At 42.0% G+C, this 21,921-nt stretch carries 12 protein-coding genes and 1 tRNA gene; 9 read left to right on the forward strand and 4 right to left on the reverse strand.

Translation table 11 applies throughout. The features are described from left to right. Positions 1-9: 9 nt before the first annotated feature. The 3 genes from H6G77_RS06750 (at position 10) to H6G77_RS06760 (ending at position 9,008) form a co-directional block, all read left to right on the forward strand. A complete protein-coding gene (locus H6G77_RS06750) occupies positions 10-3,201 on the forward strand; it encodes a non-ribosomal peptide synthetase (RefSeq protein WP_190871162.1) in 3,192 nt (1,063 codons plus the stop codon). A gap of 109 nt (positions 3,202-3,310) precedes the next feature. Continuing rightward, a complete protein-coding gene (locus H6G77_RS06755; RefSeq protein WP_190871163.1) occupies positions 3,311-7,714 on the forward strand; it encodes a non-ribosomal peptide synthetase in 4,404 nt (1,467 codons plus the stop codon). Position 7,715: 1 nt separating this feature from the next. After that, positions 7,716-9,008 (forward strand): MFS transporter, encoded by a 1,293-nt coding sequence (locus H6G77_RS06760; RefSeq protein ID WP_190871164.1) that lies wholly within the window; start codon positions 7,716-7,718, stop codon positions 9,006-9,008. A gap of 5 nt (positions 9,009-9,013) precedes the next feature. On the opposite strand, the gene H6G77_RS06765 is transcribed toward H6G77_RS06760, so the two are convergent. Next, positions 9,014-11,617 (reverse strand): U32 family peptidase, encoded by a 2,604-nt coding sequence (locus tag H6G77_RS06765; protein WP_190871165.1) that lies wholly within the window; start codon positions 11,615-11,617, stop codon positions 9,014-9,016. 164 nt (positions 11,618-11,781) lie between these two features. On the opposite strand from H6G77_RS06765, the gene H6G77_RS06770 reads away from it, so the two are divergent. Then, positions 11,782-12,396: a Uma2 family endonuclease gene (locus H6G77_RS06770; protein WP_190871166.1), complete on the forward strand. Its 615-nt coding sequence runs from the start codon at positions 11,782-11,784 to the stop codon at positions 12,394-12,396. 43 nt (positions 12,397-12,439) lie between these two features. On the opposite strand, the gene H6G77_RS06775 is transcribed toward H6G77_RS06770, so the two are convergent. Both H6G77_RS06775 and infC read right to left on the reverse strand, forming a co-directional pair. Next, positions 12,440-15,481, reverse strand: coding sequence for an MFS transporter (locus H6G77_RS06775; RefSeq protein WP_190590655.1), 3,042 nt, complete (start codon positions 15,479-15,481; stop codon positions 12,440-12,442). 211 nt (positions 15,482-15,692) lie between these two features. Beyond that, entirely contained in the window at positions 15,693-16,226 is a 534-nt protein-coding gene (gene infC / locus H6G77_RS06780) for a translation initiation factor IF-3 (protein ID WP_015111888.1), read from the reverse strand. Between the two features lie 442 nt (positions 16,227-16,668). On the opposite strand from infC, the gene H6G77_RS06785 reads away from it, so the two are divergent. Beyond that, the gene (locus tag H6G77_RS06785; RefSeq protein WP_190590654.1) at positions 16,669-17,589 is read left to right on the forward strand and encodes an alpha/beta fold hydrolase; all 921 of its coding nucleotides are present in this window, start codon (positions 16,669-16,671) and stop codon (positions 17,587-17,589) included. A 16-nt stretch (positions 17,590-17,605) separates the two neighbouring features. Here H6G77_RS06785 and H6G77_RS06790 read toward each other — a convergent pair whose 3' ends face one another. Beyond that, positions 17,606-17,968 carry a BON domain-containing protein gene (locus H6G77_RS06790; protein ID WP_190871167.1) on the reverse strand — a complete coding sequence of 121 codons (363 nt, stop codon included), beginning with the start codon at positions 17,966-17,968 and terminating at the stop codon, positions 17,606-17,608. A 276-nt stretch (positions 17,969-18,244) separates the two neighbouring features. On the opposite strand from H6G77_RS06790, the gene ilvN reads away from it, so the two are divergent. The 4 genes from ilvN (at position 18,245) to H6G77_RS06810 (ending at position 21,727) form a co-directional block, all read left to right on the forward strand. Further along, the gene (ilvN, locus tag H6G77_RS06795; protein ID WP_190590652.1) at positions 18,245-18,763 is read left to right on the forward strand and encodes an acetolactate synthase small subunit; all 519 of its coding nucleotides are present in this window, start codon (positions 18,245-18,247) and stop codon (positions 18,761-18,763) included. A gap of 763 nt (positions 18,764-19,526) precedes the next feature. After that, on the forward strand, positions 19,527-19,919 hold the full coding sequence (locus H6G77_RS06800; RefSeq protein WP_190590651.1) for a hypothetical protein: 393 nt from the start codon (positions 19,527-19,529) through the stop codon (positions 19,917-19,919). A gap of 70 nt (positions 19,920-19,989) precedes the next feature. Further along, on the forward strand, positions 19,990-21,393 hold the full coding sequence (locus tag H6G77_RS06805; RefSeq protein ID WP_190673570.1) for a hypothetical protein: 1,404 nt from the start codon (positions 19,990-19,992) through the stop codon (positions 21,391-21,393). 262 nt (positions 21,394-21,655) lie between these two features. Continuing rightward, positions 21,656-21,727 (forward strand) — tRNA-Gln (locus tag H6G77_RS06810). The last annotated feature ends 194 nt before the right edge of the window (positions 21,728-21,921 follow it).

Below are 21,921 nucleotides of genomic sequence, written 5' to 3' on the forward strand. Positions count from 1 at the left end.
ATTCAAGCTATGGAAGCGAAAAATATCGAAGACATCTACACACTCTCACCCACTCAACAGGGTATGCTGTTTCACATTCTCTCGGCTCCAGATGGGAGGATGTATGTAGAGCAAACAGTATGTACATTACACGCAAATCTCAACATCTCAGCTTTTGAGCAGGTTTGGCAACAAATAATAGACCGACATCAGAGTTTAAGAACAGCTTTTGTATTGCAAGGTGTAAATCAGCCAGTCCAGATAGTACACAGACAAGTTAAACTGGCGATCGCCTATGATGATTGGCGTGAGCTTTCAACAACTCAACAACAAGCGCAACTACAAAGTTACCTGGAAGCAGACCAAAAAAGCGGCTTTGATTTGGCTCAACCACCCTTAATGCGGCTGACTTTAATTCAAACAGATGTAAATACTTACCAATTTATTTGGAGTATTTGTCACTTAGTCATAGATGCGTGGTGTGTGAGTACAATTCTCAAAGAGTTCTTGTCCTGCTACGAGGCACTTTGTCAAGGCCAAATTCTCCAGTTACCACCAAGCCGCCCCTATCGAGACTACATCAGTTGGCTAAAACAGCAAGATTTATCAGAAGCGGAGGTTTTTTGGCGAAAATATCTTCAGGGCTTCACAACACCAACCGCTTTGACAACAGATGGAAACAGTCAACAAGAGGGTTTCCATCAACAACAAGTCCAACTTTCGCCAGCCACCACACAAGCACTGAAATCTTTAGCACAACAACATCATTTAACTCTCAATACCTTGATACAAGGGGTTTGGGCGTTGCTGTTGAGTTATTACAGCAATGAAGCAGATGTGGTGTATGGAACTGTTGTCTCTGGACGACCACCAACATTATTGGGGGTTGCTTCAATGGTGGGACTTTTTATCAACACCTTACCAGTGCGCGTATTTGTTGCTGGTGAAGCGTCATTGATATCTTGGCTGAAATCACTCCATGCTCAACAACTGAGTTTACTTAAATACGAATGTACCCCCTTAGTTCAAATCCAAAGTTGGAGTCAAGTACCTCCTGGCATACCCTTATTTAATAGTATTTTGGTATTTGAAAACGCCTCAGCCAATCTTGCTAATTTACCTACCAGAAACTTAAAAATTGCTCATGTCCGCTCTTTTATCAACTCTAACTATCCACTGGTTTTATTAGTTAAACCTTGGTCGCAGTTATCTCTGAATATATTTTATGACTTACGTTACTTCAATCAAATGACAGTAGATAGAATGTTAAGTCATTTAGAAATACTGCTAAATAATATAGTTGCAAATTCTAACACAACACTAGCAAAGTTAACCCGTAGCATTGTTGATATTGAACAACAAAAACTACTTATTGAATTTAATAATACAAAAATAGATAATGTTAATGATAAGTGTATCCATCAATTAATTGAAGAGCAGGTAAAACGTACCCCAGAAAACATAGCTGTGGTGTTTAAAAATCAACAACTAACTTATAAAGAACTAAACACCAGAGCCAATCAATTAGCACAATATCTTCAAGCTTTGGGAGTTGCACCCGATGTATTGGTGGGGATTTGTATAGAACGTTCTTGGGAAATGCTAGTAGGGATATTAGCCATTCTCAAAGCTGGAGGAGGATATGTACCAATTGATCCTTTGTATCCTCAACAGCGATTGAATTATATTTTGGCAGATTCCCAAGTATCAATCATCTTGACCCAAGAACGGTTAGTGAAAAATTTACCTGATATTGAAGCGAAGGTACTTTGTTTAGATACTCTTTGGGATGTAATTACTCAAGAAAGTGATGAAAATCCTCAAAATCAAGTAAAGCCTGAGAACCTAGCTTACTTAATTTATACTTCTGGCTCTACAGGAAAACCCAAAGGAGTGCAAGTTACTCATCAAAATTTAGTTCACTCGACAACTGCTCGGATGCGTTATTATGAACAATCAATAACAGGTTTTTTGTTAACTTCACCTTTTGCTTTTGATAGTTCTGTTGCTGGGATTTTTTGGACACTTTGTCAAGGTGGTTTTGTATTTATTTTACCTGACAACTGGCAATTAAATATTCAACAGATAATAGAGGCGATCGCTCAACAAGAAATCTCTCATTTATTATGTCTACCATCTCTTTACAAGCTGATTTTAGAGCAAGCACAACCACAAAAACTACTCAGCCTCACAACCGTAATTGTTGCGGGTGAATCTTGTCCAAAGGAACTTGTTAAGCAGCATCGTGAATTATTGCAAAACTTCGTCTTATTTAATGAATATGGCCCTACAGAAGCCACCGTTTGGAGTAGTGTATATAATTGTCAAAATCATGATTTAAATTATTCTGTTCCCATTGGTCGCCCAATTGCCAATACTCAAATTTATGTACTAGATGCTCATCTCCAGCCAGTATCAATTGGAGTTGCTGGAGAAATATATATTGGTGGTTTAGGTGTAGCGAAGGGCTATCTGAATCGTCCAGAACTAACTGCTCAAAAGTTTATTCCCAATCCATTTAGCGATCAACCAAATGCACGTCTTTATAAAACTGGAGATTTAGGGCGTTATCTTCCAGACGGTAACATTGAATTTCTCGGTCGGATTGATCAGCAAGTAAAGATTCGTGGATATCGAATTGAGCTACCTGAAATTGAAGCTGTTTTGCATCAACACCCAGCCGTACAACAAGCGATCGCGATCGCCCCAGAAGATATCAACACTCACCGACGTTTAACAGCATATATTGTCCCCAAACAAGAGCAAGTACCCACAATTGATGATTTACGTAGCTTCTTAAAAAATTACTTGCCAGATTATATGCTGCCTTCAGTGTTTGTAATGCTAAAAACACTTCCACTAACTCCCAATGGCAAAGTAGATCGTCAAGCCCTTCCCATCCCAGACCAAGCAAGACCAAATCTAGAAGCAGTATTTGTCCCGCCCAGCACTCCCATTGAAGTAGCACTAGCAGAGATTTGGTCACAAGTTCTCAGCATAGAAAAAGTGGGCATTCACGACAACTTTTTAAAGTTAGGCGGAGACTCACTTCGCAGCATTCAAGTATTATCCAGAGCTAATAACCGAGGATTAAATTTTTCTTTACAAGAGTTCATTCAACATCCGACAATTTACGAACTTTCCCAAGTTATTAAAACTAATCAGGAACTACAAATACCTGCCATCAAGCCAGTATCTCGTGACCAATACCGATTGAAATAAAAAACCCTTTCCCCCTCTCTTAGCTTTGCGCCCTACCCTGCGGGAAGCCGCTATCGCGTCTATGCGCTCTTTGTGGTTCGTTTCCTAATTCTTCTATTCCTATCTAAGTATGACAGAAAAACTATTTATTTTTCCTACATCTTTTGCCCAGCAAAGACTGTGGTTTTTGCATCAGCTAGAACCAAATAGTTCAGTATATAACCTGCCTTATGGCTTACGAATCACTGGGAATTTGCAAGTAGAAGCTTTACAACAGGCTTTAGAAAGTATCATCAATCGTCACGAAATTTTGCGTACTAACTTTACCACAGTGGATGGAAATCCAGTGCAAATCATTGCCAAAAGCCAAAGTATAGTTATACCTGTAGTGAATCTGACTCAATGTTCAGAAATAGACCGTACAGCCCAAGTCCAGCAACTAATTACCAAGGAAGCAGAATACTTTTTTGATTTAGCACAGGACTCGTTAGTGCGTGTTACCTTGCTCCAATTAAGCGAAAATGAATATCTCCTGTTGCTAACCCTACATCACATCATCTTTGATGGTTGGTCGATGGGAGTTTTCATCCGCGAATTAATAGCCCTCTACACAGCCTTTTCAACTGGGACTGCTGCACCACTTCCCGAACTGCCCATACAATACGCTGACTATGCTATCTGGCAACGAGAGTGGTTGCAAGGGATGGTACTGCAAACTCATTTAGATTACTGGAAACAACAGTTAGCAGGTTCCTTACCCGTCTTAAAACTGCCCACAGACCGCCCTAGGTTAGCAGTCCAGAACTTTCAAGGTGCAACCGAGTCTTTTTCTTTGTCTGCTGATTTATCCCAGACACTCAAACACATTAGCCAGCAGGTAGGAGTTACCTTGTTTATGACTCTGCTGGCAGCATTTAAAACATTACTCTTCCGCTATACAGGAGAAGAGGACATCATCGTAGGTTCACCTACTGCTAACCGCAACCGCCCGGAAATCGAAGGATTAATCGGGTTTTTTGTTAATACGCTTGTCTTACGTACTTACCTTGGGGATAACCCTAGTTTTCGGCAGTTGCTTTTAAGAGTACAAAAAGTCACTTCCGGGGCATTTGACCATCAAGACTTGCCCTTCGAGAAGCTGGTAGAAGAAATACAGCCAGAACGCAGTCTTAGCCATACGCCACTTTTCCAGGTGATGTTTGTCCTGCAAAACGCCCCGATGCCACCCTTGGAGTTGCCAGAACTGATTTTGAATCCTGTGATAGTGGAGAGCAAGACAGCTAAGGTTGATTTGTCTTTATCGATGACAGATACACCGCAAGGACTAATTGGGAATTTAGAATACAACACTGATTTGTTTGAAGCAGCCACAATTAAGAGAATGGTCGGGCATTTGCAAACTTTGTTGACAAGTATTGTGGTTAATCCTGACCAGAGTCTCAGGGACTTGCCAATTTTGACAGAAACAGAATTGCAGACTTTATTGGTAAAGTGGAACAGCAAAAAAACAGAAAATTTGCCAGATTTGTGTATTCATGAGTTGTTTGAAGCTCAAGTAGCGCAAACACCGGATGCTGTTGCAGTCATCTTTGGAGAGCAGAAATTAACATATCGACAACTAAACGCCAAGGCAAATCAGTTAGCACGTTACTTACATTCCCTTGGTGTGAAACCAGAAGTGCTGGTGGGTATTTGTGTCGAGCGATCGCTTTCCATGATTATCGGGTTATTAGGCATTCTCAAAGCTGGAGGTGCTTATGTACCCTTAGATCCCACCTATCCCCAAGAGCGATTAACTTGGATGTTATCAGATTCACAAGTATCAGTCCTCTTAACTCAGAGTGATTTGTTGGTAAAACAAGAGTTTGCTGGAATGCACATAGTTTGCTTGGATACTGATTGGCAAGTAATTGCGCTTGAAAGTGAAGAGAATTTCATAAGTAGTGCGACACCAAAAAATCTGGCATATATCATCTATACATCAGGTTCTACAGGCAAACCAAAAGGAGTGATGATTCAACATCAGTCTTTAGTGAATTTCACTCTGGCGGCAATTGTTGAATATGGGTTTACCCAGTCTGACAGTATTCTACAGTTTGCCTCTATTAGCTTTGATACAGCAGTCGAAGAAATTTATCCTTGCCTCATCTGTGGTGGCAAACTGGTGCTACGTAATGAACAGATGTTAATTGATATCCCGAATTTTCTCAAACAATGTCAAGCATGGAAAATTAGAGTATTAGATTTACCTACAGCATATTGGCATCATTTGACTTTTGAATTAACGACGGCAAAACTCAAACTACCTGAATCATTGCGTTTAGTCATTATTGGCGGAGAACAGGCACTACTAGAACAAGTAAAAATGTGGCAAGAATATGTGGGTGATTACCCGCAGTTATACAACGGATATGGGCCTACAGAGTCAACTGTAGTGGCAACAATTTACAAGTTACCAAAAGCTCGATTTTCGTCAGAAAGTATATTATCAAGAGTGCCTATTGGTAAGCCTATTAATAATGTTCAAATATACGTCCTAGATAACAACTTACATCCTGTTCCCATTGGCATTCAGGGGGAAATTTATATTGGCGGTGCTGGTTTAGCCAGAGGTTACTTAAATCGTCCAGACTTAACTGAAGAAAAATTTATTCCTAACCCTTTTAAAAATTCAAAATTAGCATCAGAAAGTCTATACAAAACTGGAGATTTAGGGCGTTATCTTCCAAACGGTAACATTGAATTTCTCGGTCGGATTGATCAGCAAGTGAAGATTCGCGGCTTTCGCATCGAGCTTGGCGAAATTGAAGTGATGCTGACTCAACATTCAGAAATTAAGGAAGTTGTAGTCATCGCGCAACAAAATGCTACAGGCGACCAATACTTAGTAGCTTATGTGGTTCCCAAGCAAAATTCAGTTCCCAATAGCCGTGAATTACGTCGCTTTCTCAGGGATAGGTTGCCAGAATATATGCTGCCAAAATTCTTTGTCATGTTGGAGTCACTACCACTTACTCCTAATGGCAAAGTAGACCGGAAAGCGTTATCAATAGCTAACGAAAATCCATATAATGACGACACAATTTACTTAGCGCCACGGACATCAACTGAGGAGAAATTAACGGCAATTTGGGCTGAGTTACTAGTTCGGGAAAAAGTTGGTATTAATGATAACTTTTTTGAATTGGGTGGTCATTCTTTACTGCTGACTCAGATGATTTTTCGAGTACGAGAAACTTTTCAAGTAGAGTTACCCTTGCGTAGTCTATTTGAAATGCTGACTGTAGCCAGTCTTGCCGAAAGTATTGAGATGCTGCAAACAACAGGTGGTTCTAATACTATTGTTCGGGAAAATGTTGTGGATCTGCAAGCCGAAGCTGTTCTCGATCGCACAATTTTTCCTGAATCTCTCCCCAGAAATTATACAACCGAACCAGCTAGGATTTTATTAACAGGAGCAACAGGTTTTTTAGGAGCTTTTTTACTTGCTGAACTGCTGCAAAAAACTTCAGCAGATATTTATTGTTTGGTACGTTCTAAGGATGCTGAATCAGGTAAAAACAAGCTCTGCCAAAACTTGGAAATATATTCACTTTGGCAGGAAAATTTTAGTTCTAGAATTATTCCGATTGTGGGAGATTTATCTGAGTCATTTTTTGGACTGGCTCAGGAAGAGTTTTTGCTATTGGCAAATAATATAGATGTGATTTATCACAATGGTGCTTTAGTTAATTTTATTCATCCATACGAGCAGCTAAAGGCAGCTAATGTTCTCGGAACCCAGGAAGTTTTGAGATTAGCAAGTCTCATTAAAATTAAACCAGTGCATTATGTTTCTACCCTTTCTGTGTTTCCCTCACAAAGCGATTCTGAAGTGCAAGTATTTCGAGAACAAGACTATTGGGAACAGGGAGAAATCCTCGAAGGTGGCTATGCTCAGAGTAAATGGGTAGCAGAAAAATTAGTAGCGATCGCACTTTCGAGGGGACTACCTGTGACTATCCACAGACTAGGAAGAATCACAGGAAACAGCAAAACAGGCATCTGGAATACAAGTGATTTTATGTTCAATATGATTAAATGCTGTATCCAGCTTGGTAGTGTGCCGGAAATTACTGGTTTCGTGGATATGACTCCTGTAGACTATGTAAGTCAGGCGATCGTTTATTTATCTCAGCAAAAAGAATCAATTGGTGAAGTTTTTCATTTACTTAATCCCCAACCAATTAAACTGCAAGAACTGATCGATTGGGTATGTTCTTATGGCTATCCACTGCGGTTAGTGACTTATGAACAATGGCGACAAGAATTGATCACGGCTGCAAAACATTCTTCAGATCCAACCTTGTATGCCCTTTTACCTTTGTTTCCAGAAAATAGAGTCAACACAAAAATGGTACAGTTCGATTGCCAAAACACCCTTGATAAACTGGCAGATACTTCTATTGTCTGTCCGGCGATCGATGACGAACTTCTGAAAAACTACTTCTCTTACTTTACTCATCAAGGTTTCCTGAATCACCCACATCTCTAGAATGCGAATATTTACCCTGATTTGGTTTGGGCAACTTGTCTCATTGATTGGCTCTGGGCTGACTCAATTTGCTTTAGGTGTTTGGGTATACCAAAATACGGGGTCAGTCACGCAATTTGCTCTGATTTATTTGTTCACAATATTGCCAAGTATTTTGTTGTCACCCTTGGTTGGTGTGCTGGTAGATCGCTGGAATCGGCGTAATTGTATGATATTGAGTGATGTGGGAGCCGGAGCGAGTACCCTAGCGATCGCGCTGTTGCTGGTAATTGGTAAGCTGGAAATTTGGCACATTTACCTAGCTGTAGCAATCAGTTCCATCTTTAACGCCTTTCAGTGGCCTGCTTATGCGGCTGCAACTACAATGCTTGTCCCCAAGCAACATCTTGGTCGAGCCAGTGGTATGGTGCAACTAGCAGAAGCAACTTCACGGCTACTTGCACCGATGTTAGCAGGTGTGTTGGTTGTAACTATTCAGATTCAAGGCGTAATCTTGATTGACTGCGTTACTTTTCTCGTTTCCCTAGTGACGCTTTTAGTTGTTCGATTTCCTGAACCGAAAACAACCACAGACAATGAAGTCAAGAAAAGTTGGCGCTTGCAGGAGTTCACCTATGGGTGGACATACATCACCGCACGTCCTGGACTTCTGGGATTATTGATTTTTTTTGCTGTGATTAATTTCTTAACGGGAGTTGTCAGCGTACTAGTTACACCACTGGTATTAGCATTTGCCACTGCTAATGTATTGGGTACAGTGCTATCTATTGGTGGAAGCGGGATGCTGGTTGGTGGTTTGGTGATGAGCGTTTGGGGAGGCCCGAAAAACCGCATCCTTGGTGTGTTTGGTTTTAGCCTATCAGGTGCATTGTCCATCATACTTGCAGGGCTGAGACCTGCTGTGCCGGTTTTCTTTGCAGCTGCTTTCATCTACTATTTTGGGGTGTCGATGATTAATGGCTGTGACCAGGCCATCTGGCAGAGAAAAGTTGCACCCACTGTCCAGGGGCGTGTGTTTGCCGTGCGAAGTATGCTGGCTTTCGCATCACTACCGCTTGCTTATTTAATTGCAGGGCCTTTAGTAGATGGAGTTTTCGAGCCATTACTTGCCCCTCATGGTTTATTAGCTGGAAGTGTTGGCAAGTTGATTGGTGTCGGTCGAGGATATGGTATTGCTTTTTTGTTTGTTGTCGTCGGAATTTTGAATATGATAGCGATCGCTTTTGGTTATTTGTATCAACCTCTACGACGGCTAAACCAGCAACTACCAGATGCAATTGCTGATATTGTATGAGAAAGTTACAACTTCCTACCGCCGCCGACTGGAGATAAACCCAAGGGGCCACGAGTGACACCCAACTGATTTTGTAATTGCAACTCTCGCCAAAGTTGGGAACCGGAAATTTCGCCTTGGAGTAGCTGACGGTAACGCTGTATAGTTTTTGTCACTTGTTCTGGTGTTTCATTGACAAACTCAATGCGGAAGTGGCGTAAACCCAGTTCTATCAGACGCTGTACGTATTCGGCTCCAGTTTGGGCTGTACCATTAAATACGGTGTTTCGACAACCGGCATCAGCTTGGAGGATATGTTCACTACCAACGCGGTCGCGTAATTTGACTTCATGTTGCTCACAAGGTCTGCCACAGTTGGTATAATCAGTACCTTCAGAAAGAAAGGCACAAAAAACACAATGTTCCATGTGAAACATTGGTATACGCTGGTGAATTGTCACCTCAAACCATTGCGGTGGACAACTGCTCAGTAAGTCTTCTAATTGATGAATATTTAAATCGTAGGATGCAGTTAGTCTTTCTAAACCAAAGTGCTGCTGATAATAATCTGCTGTTAAAGGGTTGGCAACGTTGAGTGAGAAATCGCCAACGCATCTATCTGCACCAAAGAATTGTAACTGATCATAATTCCGCACCAAATAACCATCGGCATTTGCCGCCCGCACTTGTTGTAAAATCCAGTTTTCCCCAGGTTTGGTAATGCGGGGAGGTGCAACCCATATTTGAGGGAGTGGGGAGTGGGGAGTGGGGAGTGGGGAGGGCGTGGGGAGTGGGGAAGTTCTGTGTTGATGTACTAGTTCTACGGCTTGGCGGTAGGTGCGGGGGTCTTCAAATTCACAGTAGAGAGTTTCCACACCAGTATTCAAGGCGGCTTGGAGTTGCTTGAGGTTGCGGACTAGAACTATGAGTGCGGGAGATGTGGGAGATGGGGGAGAGACAGCCGGAAGTAAGTCTTGTAAAGATACATCCGGACGTAATTCCCAGGGTTTGGGTTGACTGCGTAACTCTTCTAACTGGGCGACAATTTCTCGACGCATCCGGTTTAACTCACTCACGGGAACCATAACAGCGCCCTGGAGATGATTAGTTAAAGTTCCCAGAGAAAAGGGGGTGTTACCCAAACGACCGAACTGTTCCCGCAAACGGTCTGTGTCTAAAGGTTTAGTGTGTGCCTCCACTAGTGCGATCGCAGATTCTACTTGTACGATATTACCAAGTTCATCGCGGGCGATCGCCATCAATAATTGCCCAACTTCGCCATAAATTTCCAACGATATCGGACGCTGAAATTGTGGGTTTTCACCAGCAAAACTTTGACGCAGTTGTTTATCCAATTCTGGGTCGCTGGTTTTCCACACCTTATCACCGATATGTACCCGCCGGAAGTTAAGGCTATCTTTGCCAAAAGTGAGTATAACTTCCTGACCTTTGGGTGTCACCGTGTAAACCCGACCGCCTTCTTCCTTCGCCTCTGGATGACCGCAGTCAAATACAATTCCATCTCCTGGTTTGACTGGTGCTTCTAACTTAATCGTTACTTGTTCGTTACGAATGCGAGTAACTTCACCCAAATAAACCCCGCGCTTTTTCCCAAACCGCGCATGAACTAATTCTTGATTATTAATTCCCTTAAACCAGCCAGTATATAGTCCACGGGAAAACGCCATTTCTAAGTTGTATTGTTCTTGTGTTTGACCTTTTTCTGAAGTAGTTTTAATTCCCCCTTCCCTAGTATGGAAGGGGGTTAGGGGGTTAGGTCTTTCCAACTCCGCCATCACCTTATCTAAAGCTTCTCGATAAACGCGGGTGACATTTGCAACATATTCCGGGGCTTTCAACCGCCCTTCAATCTTGAGACTAGTTACCCCAGCCTTCACCAAATCTGGTAATACATCTAACCCTGCCAAATCTTGGGGACTGAGTAAATATTTGCGTTCTTGTAAATCAACAATTTCGCCATCAACGATTAAATTGTATGGCATCCGACAAGCTTGGGCGCATTCACCCCGATTTGCCGAACGTCCACCCAAAGCTTCACTCGTCAAACACTGACCAGAATAGGCAACACACAAAGCACCGTGAACAAAAACTTCTAATGGTAAAGTGGTGGCTTGCTGAATTTTCTGAATTTCTTTAATCGAACATTCCCGCGCCAGCACTACCAACTGACAGCCGAGAGATTTAGCAAATTCCACCCCAGCCGCACTAGTGATAGTCATCTGTGTGGAAGCATGGATAGGAAAATCTGGTGAGAGGTGACGAATTAGACGGCAAATGCCGACATCCTGCACAATTACCGCATCTACCCCAGCCGCAATAATTGTACGGAGATATTGTTGTGCCTTGGCTAATTCTTGCGGAAAGATGAGAGTATTTACAGTAACATAGCCCTTCACACCCCGCAGGTGCAGAAACTTCATTAATTGCGGTAAATCAGCTTCAGTAAAATTTTGCGCCCGCATTCTGGCGTTAAATCTATCCAAACCAAAATAAATCGCATCAGCCCCATTTTCAACAGCAGCCTTAGCACATTCCCAGTTACCTGCTGGCGCAAGTAGTTCAGGACGTTGAACAGAAGTTTGTGGGTTTTGTGTGCGATCGCTTTTCATCAGGCTGAGATAGATTGAAATATCACCATAGCGATTCTATCAATAAAAACTTGCAGCGATAGATCCCCAGATTTTGCTGTATTTGGAGGGTTAGCTAGTTTTTATCTTGCGGCACCATCTCGCAGTAGCGATGATAAAGTCAAATATATGTGGAAGTGGGAATTATGACTCAAACCCTACCCAAGTTAGCAACTTTTGAACAATTTATTGATTGGTATCCCTCAAACGGGGTGCAATATGAACTACATCAAGGAGTTATTGTTGAAATGCCGCCCCCAACTGGTGAACACGAAAATGTTGTTGGATTTTTGGCAGCACAGATTACTTTTCAGTTTTTACAACTGGGACTTCCGTTTCGCATTCCCAAAACTGCCTTGATCAAAATTGAGGGCAATAACTCAACCTATTCTCCCGACATTTTAGTATTAAATCACGACAATCTTGTGAATGAACCACTGTGGAGCAAGCAATCGACTGTGATTCAAGCTGCATCTGTACCAATTGTTATCGAAGTCGTTAGCAGCAATTGGCGAGATGACTACTACGACAAGTTCAGAGATTACGAAGAAATGGGAATTCCTGAGTATTGGATTGTGGACTATGCTGCACTCGGTGGCAAAAGATTTACTGGTAATCCTAAACAACAAACTATCACCATTTGTAATTTAGTTGATGGAGATTATCAAATGACTGTGTTTAGGGGAGATGATGTGATTATCTCGCCTTTATTCCCCCAACTCAAATTGACAGCACAACAAATTTTTGATTCGGCTTTGTAAGCTGGCGCATCATGCAGACTAATTATATTGTCACGCAAATTGCTCAGTTTTTAGTTACAGTCGCATCCTTGTGACTAGTAGAAGGACGACGAGTCGCGTATTTTTTCATTAATTCTTTGACTTGAGTGGCTACTAATGGATGTGTATCTTGTTGTAATTTTGGCAGGAGTTCTAAAAGCACGCGATGGGAAACTACATTTAAATATGCGATCGCAGCTTCTCTTACAAAGCCTGTAGGATGACGTAAAGCTAGTAAAATTTCGTGACTAGTTAAACGGATGCGGCTAACTTGCGCCAGATGCAAACAGCAGGCAAAACACCAATCAGATAGGAAATTATCTAAACTTAGCATTCTCCGCAATCTTTCACTGACTGGCATTGGCTCATATTTTACCAATTCGGCTTCTACGAGATAATGCAGTTTTTCTTGGTGCGATCGCTTATCTAAAATATTCAACAACAAAGATTTGACGGGCAGTGTCACTGTATGCTCTAAAATTTCTAAACCCCTTGCAATATTCACCCCAGAATTAGACCTTAAATTAAAGGCGGCGGCTTGCATTTTTTCTGCTGAATAAAGCAATTTTAACAGCAACAGTAACCGTTCTCGTCCATCAATTTCTAGTTCTAACAACGCTTTTTGTAATAAATCACAAACAATGGCGGCTCTTTGGGATGTGTCATAATTATCGAGAGTTTGTGGTTTTTGTAAGTCCAAATACGCGGCGTAAATTTCTCCTAAAAACTTCAACTCTTGGTCAATTAAAGTTTCAACTCGCGTTTGATAAAAACGGTCTACTCTGCTGTTAGTTTCTGGTTGTTTTTGGACTTTGAGTAAACTACGCAAAATTTGATATCTCGTCGCACCCCAAGATTTTTCTAAATGTAACCAGAGAACTTCTGTTGCTTGTAGGGTGGGAATTTGGGCAATGGTTCGCCACGCATACATCCGTACTATTTCTGGCTTATAAGTATCCGTAGCCAACTGCAACAGCATATCCAAAGCATCATTTTCCAGTTTGGCTAAGGCACGCATCGCCGTGGTGCGAGTTGATTTATAGTAGAGTGCGGCAATTAAAGCAGAATAGTAATCTTCTAAGCGAGTGGCTGCAATCATTTCCAACACAGCACAGCGCACCCGCAAAGATTCATCCTGCAATAAATTCGGGATATGAATCCGCAAGGCTTGGAGGTATATTGTTTCTCTGAGGGCTTTGACTCCATTAATGCGTTCTCTTTCTTGTTTATGGGTCAACATTCTTTGCAGTGTTTTGGTGGCTGCTACCTTTTGAATTGGCGTTCCCTGACGCAAGATTAAAGCGGCGGCGGTGGCGCGAATTAAAGAATGGTGTCGCGCCTGTAAATATTCTTCTAATTGACTCAAGTTAGGATTGTCTTCCGCCAGCCACACATAACGCAACGCCAAAGCCAGCACTTCTGGATCAATTTTTTCTGGGGGTTGTTCAATTACCAACCGCACATCCCCAGCATAAGCAGGATTCGCCCCACCAATAAACATGACTTCCAAACTTTGGCGCTGCAATTCTGGCGGTAACTTTAACAGCAGTGGAGCTAAAACTTCGGCGGCTCCATGTGGATCAATTTGTGCTAAAAGTTCAATACAAGAATGTTTATCTGTGGTACTGCCTTTTTCGCCTAAAGCTTTGACTACCCCTTGTTTAAAGACACGTAAACCAACATTAGAAGCACTGAGTTCTCCCCGTTCTGCACTTAAAACTAACAAATCAACATAACGCGATCGCAGTACCCAAACTACCCTTAAACAAGTAGCAGCCGCCAATACTGTTTCGCCGACAAACACCCATTCTTGTAATCCAGGGGGAACAAATCGATTACATACAAACAAAGTCGCCAAAATCAGTAATCCCGCCCCACCTGTCGCAATTGCTTCGGCTGTTCCACCCGATAAGGCTTGTGCGTGGCTGCGTAGGCGTTCGGGGATGGGTTGGTATAATACTGGCCCACTACTGACAACAAAGGTGTAGCGCAGCAGTTCATCGCAGAATTTTAACCCCACCAATCCCCAGAAAATGCCATAGGAATGCAAAGCCGGGAATAAATTTAATAAAGCGATCGCACTAGGAACAACGAAACCAACACTAATTGGTAACAGGGCGGCGGTGAAAAATACACCAATTCTTTCAATCAGGCGGCTGGAAACAAACCATTGAGTAGCTAACTCACACAAACCGACGATTCCGCCAAATAGACCTAAAAAACTCGCCAGGTCGCGATCGCCTAAATTAGATTTCAGTTCGCGGAGATATTGAAAGTCAACCAACAATCCTATAACTTGCAACAGCCCCACAAAGGCAAATAACTGCCATGTGTAGCGGCGTAGAGGCGCTTGAATCCGCCGATATCGAGAAGCCTGTTCATGGGGAACTTGACGTTGGGGCGCATCAGGAAAGGCGGCGCGATATTGATTACTTAAATAAGCTAAGATAGCTGACCCTAAAACAATCAATGCACAAGCAATCAGGATGACTTTCTCTAGTTTGATGAATTGCAAAATCCACGGCAAACTAAAGCCACTCATCACATCCGCTACTAATAAGCCACTGCTAACTAGCGGGTAAGTACGTTTAATTTCGCGGATATTGAAAATTTGATTAGCAACAATAGAGGTGTTAAGGTCGTTGACTACATAAAGAGCATCGACCCACAGTCGCAGGATGAACACCAAAATTACTGCTAGGTATGAAAGATGTAATCCTTCACGCAATAATACCAAGAGCGTTAGTGGCACAACCATACAAGGTGCGATCGCCACTACCACCCAGCGCAAGGGAAAAATCTTTTGTAACCAAGAATAAACAAAAACTAACCCTGCACCCATCGCCGCACTAGCAATGTACATCCAAGGTAACGGCCCCGCACCATATTGATCTAAAAACAGTGCAACCGTACTATCCTCAGCCCATCGCAACCCAATAGATACAGTTGTGTAAAAGGCAAACATGATCAAAGTCCGTTCGCCTTCCTCCGGCCGCAGATTTACCCACTGTAGCAGTCGTGAAACAACACCTTTATTGACAACCAACGAGTAGTTTTTCAGTTCCATGCAGTTTAGTTTTCTGATATCACCCTGCAACAATTCAATTAAAAATTGCACTCAGCACTCAGCACTTAAAAAGCAAGAGTCCTGAGCAACTGAGTATTATGTTTCCCACTCAGCTCTCAGGACTATCAATTTTTGATAAACTTATTTGACCTTTAGGTCTTTATGCTGTTTTCAGCAGTTAATTGTCCGTTGTGTTTCGCAAAGTCAAAGGTTACTTTTTCGGCGAAATCAGCATCATCATATTTCTCCCCTCTTTTTTCGGTGCTTGTTGCACTTCACCAAAGGGTTCTAGGTCTGTCGCCATACGTTTGAGTAAATCTTCTGCTAAGTCACTGTGTTGAATTTCCCGACCCCGAAACATGACAGTCGCTTTAACTTTATCACCGTCCTTCAAGAAACGCTCTGCTTGTTTCACACGCACGTTGTAGTCGTGTTCCTCAATTTTGTAGCGCATCTTGACTTCCTTGACATCGGCCGTGTGCTGCTTCTTCCGGGCTTCCCGCGCCTTCTTCTCTTGTTCAAACTTGTATTTCCCGTAGTCCATAATTCGGCAAACTGGCGGGTCGGCCTTATCACTGAGCAGCACTAAATCTAGCTCTTTTTCTTCAGCTAATTGCAGTGCTTCCTGAGGAGTGATAATTCCTAATTGGGAGCCATCAGTATCGATGACTCTAATTTTAGGGAAGCGGATTCTTTCGTTGATTTGGGGCAGATCGCGAGTTCTTTTTTTCTCAATCACAGGCATTATGATTTTTGGAAGCTCTCTTTTTAGAATGTGGTTTGGTTTTGCTTGGTATGCCTCAGAAGCACAATACTTAAAATAACTGAGGACTTAACAACGGGTCTTGGGTAGTAACTAACCTATAGCCTAGTTACTAATGGCTGTATTTGTCATTCTACTCATAATGAAGAGAATTTCTCTGCAATAGTTAACTTAAATTACACAATCAAGCGAAGTGTTATCCATTTTAACAATTATTTTTTCGATTATTGACAAATTGGTATAAATATACATTTGCTAGAGTGAGGGAGTAGGGGCTAGAGGCTAGAGGCTAGAGCATGGCTTAATAAATACAGTTGTCCCATCAATCCTTATACCCTTACACCCCTCCACTCCCCACTCCCCACTCCCTACTCCCTACTCCCCACTCCCTACTCCCCACTCCCTAACATCAATGGAGGTAAACTTGACAACAGCGATACACTGGCAGCAACGAGTTGGTAATCAACGAGATTGGGTTTGGCGAGGTTGGCAAACACGTTATACCTACATCCGTCCTCGTGACACTAACCTTAATTCAACGCCTTTGATTTTGCTACATGGATTTGGAGCTTCCATTGGTCATTGGCGACATAACTTAGAAATTTTAGGTGAATCTCATACAGTTTATGCTTTAGATATGCTAGGTTTTGGCGCTTCCGAAAAAGCCCCAGCTAACTACAGCATCGAACTCTGGGTTGAGCAGGTGTATGAGTTTTGGCAAGCATTTATCAGACAACCTGCTGTATTGATAGGTAATTCTAATGGTTCATTAATTTCTTTGGCGGCGGCGGCGGCGCATCCTGATATGGTCAAGGGAATCGTGATGATGAGTTTACCTGATCCATCATTAGAACAAGAAGCCATACCCCCGATTTTGCGACCAGTTGTCAAAACCATCAAAAATCTTGTGGCTTCCCCATTGATATTGCAGCCAGTCTTTAAGTTTGTGCGTCAACCCAGCGTCTTGCGGCGCTGGGCGAGTTTGGCTTATGCAAATCCCGAAGCCATTACCGATGAACTAATCGAAATTTTGGCAGGGCCTCCCCAAGATAGAGGTTCGGCGCGGGCTTTTAGTGCCTTATTTAAAGCGGCGATCGGTGTGAATTTTAGTCCGAGTGTCAAAGCTGTATTGCCAACATTAACAATTCCAATGCTGTTAATTTGGGGACAAAAAGACCGATTTGTACCGCCTATATTGGCTAGTCAATTTGCTCAATACAACGAAAAACTAGAACTACTCAATTTAGAAAATGTCGGGCATTGTCCCCATGATGAGTGTCCCGAACAAGTCAACCAAGTCATTTTAGATTGGATGACTCGCTGTTTTGGCGATCGCCAGCCATAAAATCCAGGCAGCATATTTAGCCAATTTGTACTTGTGTCGTGTCCACGTTTGTGGCTCCATTCACCGCACGAGCTACAGAAACCATTTTATTCAGAATCTCTTGGCTCGGAACTTTGCCTTTGAGAACCACAGTACCACCAGTCTGAGCCACCCAAAGGGTATTGATATCATCAAGCTGCTTGTCTTGATCAAATGCTAAGGCGACACGCTTGGCTAAACCACTTTGGTCATATTCCCCATTCAAACCAATCCGTTCTGGAGGGATAGATTGAGTGGCTGTTGGTACAGCATTAGCCGCCTGTGGTACTGGCTGCGGCGCTGGATTCACTTGGGCATTTTGTGGCTTTTCTAAGCCAAATAATCTTTGTAACCAACCCATAAATACTAATCTCCGATGAACATTCCATAACATTATGAAGATAAAGGGTTTTGTTCATCATCTTCATCTGTCAAGAAAAAGATTTGTCTTGCTCAGGCTTGCCACTTTGGGTATGATTTGCCGAAAACTTCTGTGTAGAACGTGTAGTGAGTGCAGGTATAAGTTTAAAATAGAAAATCACACTTATCAAAACATTTAATTTAACAGTACGTGTAGGGTAGCCATTAGCTAGTGTTTGCGTTAGTCATAATGCTACCTGAGCCTGTGTTGGCAAAGATGAAACATACCCTTTCTGTTCTGGTAGAAGACGAAGCGGGTGTTCTTTCCCGCATTTCTAGTTTGTTTGCCCGCCGTGGCTATAACATAGAAAGCCTTGCTGTTGGCCAAGCTGAACAGGGAGGAGTCTCCCGCATTACAATGGTTGTCGCTGGTGACGATCGCATAATCGAGCAGATCACCAAGCAACTATATAAGCTGGTCAACGTCCTCAAAGTTCAGGATATTACGGAAACTCCTTGTGTAGAGCGAGAGTTGATGCTTTTGAAGGTGAATGCTAGTAGCAGCAACCGTTCTGAAGTCATTGAACTGGCTCAGATTTTCCGAGCGCGAGTTGTAGATGTCGCCGAAGATTCCCTCACTTTAGAAGTGGTGGGAGACCCTGGAAAAATGGTAGCAATTGTCCAAGTGCTACAAAAATTTGGTCTCAAGGAAATAGCCCGAACTGGTAAAATCTCCCTGACTCGTGAATCTGGTGTGAATACTGAATTACTCAAGTCTTTGGAAGCCAAGGTCTAATTTTCTGCGATCGCATTGCTGTGTACTTGGTAGCTTAAATAATCAAACTACCCCAAAAATTATCGCAGCTATTACCCCGGCAACTTGGCGGGGTTTTTTCATGGTCTAGGTTAAAAGAGGTATGGGTGCAGGAGGGAAAGAATTAAAACCCAATGAATTTGTATCAAGATTTTCGTGAAATGGTATTACTTATGAATCTTTTTTAATAGTTGCTCACTGATTTTTTTCGTAAATAGCCTTGTGTTTAAGATAACTTTTTTATAAAAAAAATACTTAAGTCAGTATACTTAAATCAATAACAGCTAGTATTAATACTTAAATCAGTCTTAACATAAACACATAAAGTTCACACAATCAATACAAATTCACGGTAGTCATTGATGAAATTTTCACTAAACTCCGTTTGTAAAGACTGTGATGACGAATGAATCTAAAGCAGTTAAACTGTTTCCCAAGAGATTAGAGATTAGGTAAAGAGCTGAAGTTGTAAGATATCAGCTTTTCAAATAGGGTTAGAGTTCAGTAATCTACATAGAAAACCGTAGCAGTTCCCCTACGGTTTTTTTATTATGTGAAATACTGCGTAAAAAGACTTAATTTGGCTTGATTTCAGATGTATCAAAAAGTCAATTTTACTGCTAAAAATAGCGCGGTTTTGCATATAAATAGATTTATATAAGCAAATTTTCCAGTGATTTTACCGCACCAAAAATCAAGTAAATGTGAATAAAAAAGAATATATAGTTCAACAAATTTACAGCCTATGTTTTTAAAGAGCTTTGGTGGCGTTGTAGTAGCAATGACATTGTTAGTAGGTAATACAGCTATTGCTCAAACTACTGATACCCAGTTAGCGTTTCATATACAAGTAGGCTCTGATAATGATGGTAATCCAATTATTTTAGATGCAGGATCAGTGCAAGGAAGTGAATACACGATTTTACAAAAACAAGGTAATGGTGTAACAAAAACTACTTTTCGTGCGTCTTGTGCTGAGGGACGCTTGTTTTCTGAAACTGCTGCTAACTATAGTGCAGACGGTCAGTTAGTTAGTGAAAAACCCACTAAGCAAGAAATTACACCCCAACCTGGAACTCCCGAAGCTAATTCGATGGAGATTGTTTGTCAAAGCGCCAGTAAAGAAGGTAATCAGTAAGCATCCATAATATGAAACTTTTCCGAGATTTCATCAGTCTGAGGTTTCAAATTCTGTAATAAAAATATCAATGTCATCTTCTAATCAGGGTATTCCTGGATTACCTGATCTGACTCATCCAATAGAACTACTCCAGTTTGGCGACCAACTGCTCAAAGCATCAATTTTATTAGTTTTTTTAGTGATAGCTTTGGGTATTGCGATCGCACTTATGAGTTTCGCCTTGCGTCGCCATCAGCAAGAAAATGTAATTTTTCTTGATCAGTGGGTGGTGCATTACTCCCAAATTTTACGGGGATTACAGCACCTCACCTTGGTATTAGTTCTATTGGTAGTCGGATTTTTTCTTTGTTCAACTTTAGGTAATCGCTATCATCACTGGGAACAAGCCAAGGTTGTGCAAGTTGCTCAAACAGTGGATGGGGATAAATTAGAACAAGTTGCACCCCAAATCCGCTATGTAATTCAAGAGCCATTCACCTATAACAACCAAGTCAACGGCAAAATCGTCAAGGTCAATGATACAAGGGAAGTTACCCGGTTTCTGGCCTTGGCAGGCTCGCAGATTCAAGTCAAACTTGAGCAGAACACAGATGTGCAAGGTCGTAGCGCCGTTTATCGCATAGATTACAGTGCGGATTATAAAGTCGTCAATCGACTCAAAGATAATCAAAGTTTTTTCTTTGAAGCACCACCACCCGACGGCTATTCACTGCTGGCTAACTACAAAGTCGAACGTTCTGGGACTCGACTGGAACCGCCTAACCCTGGAGACTACGCCTTTCCCTTTCGTTTGTCACCAGGAGAAACTGCTAACTTTCGCGTTAGCTATCAAGCTCAAAGTGGGCCGCGCTGGGTTTACAATGCTACGGGACAAATGCTGACTAATTTCCGCCTGACAGCAACGGCGAATTTTGCACCTGTGGAATTTGCCAGTGGGATTGTACCTAATGAAATTAAAGCTGATGGTCGTAGCACTCAGTATAGTTGGATATTCAATGACAATGTTTCGGTAAAAAATCCCTTTGGCGTTTTTACCAACACTGCACCTATCCGTAATACGGGGATTATACCCAGGTTGTTATTATTAGCACCAGCAATATTTCTCTGGTGGATCTTGCTGTTATATTTATCAGTACCCATGAGCTTGAAAAATGTGGCGATCGCATCTGGGATGTTCTTTGCCTGCATTTTAACCTTGACTTACCTAGCTCGCTTCATGAATCCTGAACTAGCCTGGACAATGATTTCCCTGATTTTCCTCACGTTAAGTTGGGGATTAGGCTCAAACCGGATCGCTGCTATTGCAGTTATTATCTGTTCGATTGCTGGGGCGGTGTTACCTGTGTTTGGATTGTTAGTTCCATTTAGTGGTTTAACTTTAAGTGGAGCAGCTTTGTTGTCAGCAGTGTGGTTAGCAGTTCGTCACTGGTATAACTGGTACAGTTTTCCTCTAGAAGACAGAGTGAAGTAAGAGGAAATGGGACTTAGTGAACGAAACAGACAAGGGAGACAAGGGAGACAAAGGGGATGGAAGTTTGTGTGTAGGTGGGTGAATAAAAAATATTAAACCCTTACACCCTCCTACGCCGTTCGGCTGATGCTCATAGCGAAGCCCTTACACCCATTCTTAACACGACTATCTTGGTCTGTCAGTCCTGGTTTTTCCAAAATTTCCCAGCAAAACACTTGACACTCACCCACCTCGGACTGCTATATTAACAGAGGTGAAGCGATGGGGCGTCGCCAAGTGGTAAGGCAGCGGGTTTTGGTCCCGCCATCCCTAGGTTCGAATCCTAGCGCCCCAGTAATTGAAAGGGTAGATTTTTCTACCTTTTTTTATGTTTAAGATTACTGACTAATATTATTTAGGCGACAGCTTGTGGCTGGTGTGATTTTTTCCAGAAACTTTAGCTTTCATACTTTTACCATCAACTGCCCACTAGTCTCCTGTATTTTTAGATATTTTTAACTTGATTCAAATCAGTTCTTAAATATCTGC

It is taken from the genome of Aulosira sp. FACHB-615 (genome assembly GCF_014698045.1).
GTDB lineage: Bacteria > Cyanobacteriota > Cyanobacteriia > Cyanobacteriales > Nostocaceae > Nostoc_B.

What these genes read in the sequence shown, in the direction of transcription:
- H6G77_RS06805 (WP_190673570.1), top strand. Translation starts at nt 19,990, where the DNA reads ATGTCATCTTCTAATCAGGGTATTCCTGGATTACCTGATCTGACTCAT.
- H6G77_RS06760 (WP_190871164.1), top strand. Translation starts at nt 7,716, where the DNA reads ATGCGAATATTTACCCTGATTTGGTTTGGGCAACTTGTCTCATTGATT.
- H6G77_RS06800 (WP_190590651.1), top strand. Translation starts at nt 19,527, where the DNA reads ATGTTTTTAAAGAGCTTTGGTGGCGTTGTAGTAGCAATGACATTGTTA.
- H6G77_RS06750 (WP_190871162.1), top strand. Translation starts at nt 10, where the DNA reads ATGGAAGCGAAAAATATCGAAGACATCTACACACTCTCACCCACTCAA.
- ilvN (WP_190590652.1), top strand. Translation starts at nt 18,245, where the DNA reads ATGAAACATACCCTTTCTGTTCTGGTAGAAGACGAAGCGGGTGTTCTT.
- H6G77_RS06790 (WP_190871167.1), bottom strand. Translation starts at nt 17,968, where the DNA reads ATGGGTTGGTTACAAAGATTATTTGGCTTAGAAAAGCCACAAAATGCC.
- infC (WP_015111888.1), bottom strand. Translation starts at nt 16,226, where the DNA reads ATGCCTGTGATTGAGAAAAAAAGAACTCGCGATCTGCCCCAAATCAAC.
- H6G77_RS06765 (WP_190871165.1), bottom strand. Translation starts at nt 11,617, where the DNA reads ATGAAAAGCGATCGCACACAAAACCCACAAACTTCTGTTCAACGTCCT.
- H6G77_RS06775 (WP_190590655.1), bottom strand. Translation starts at nt 15,481, where the DNA reads ATGGAACTGAAAAACTACTCGTTGGTTGTCAATAAAGGTGTTGTTTCA.
- H6G77_RS06770 (WP_190871166.1), top strand. Translation starts at nt 11,782, where the DNA reads ATGACTCAAACCCTACCCAAGTTAGCAACTTTTGAACAATTTATTGAT.
- H6G77_RS06755 (WP_190871163.1), top strand. Translation starts at nt 3,311, where the DNA reads ATGACAGAAAAACTATTTATTTTTCCTACATCTTTTGCCCAGCAAAGA.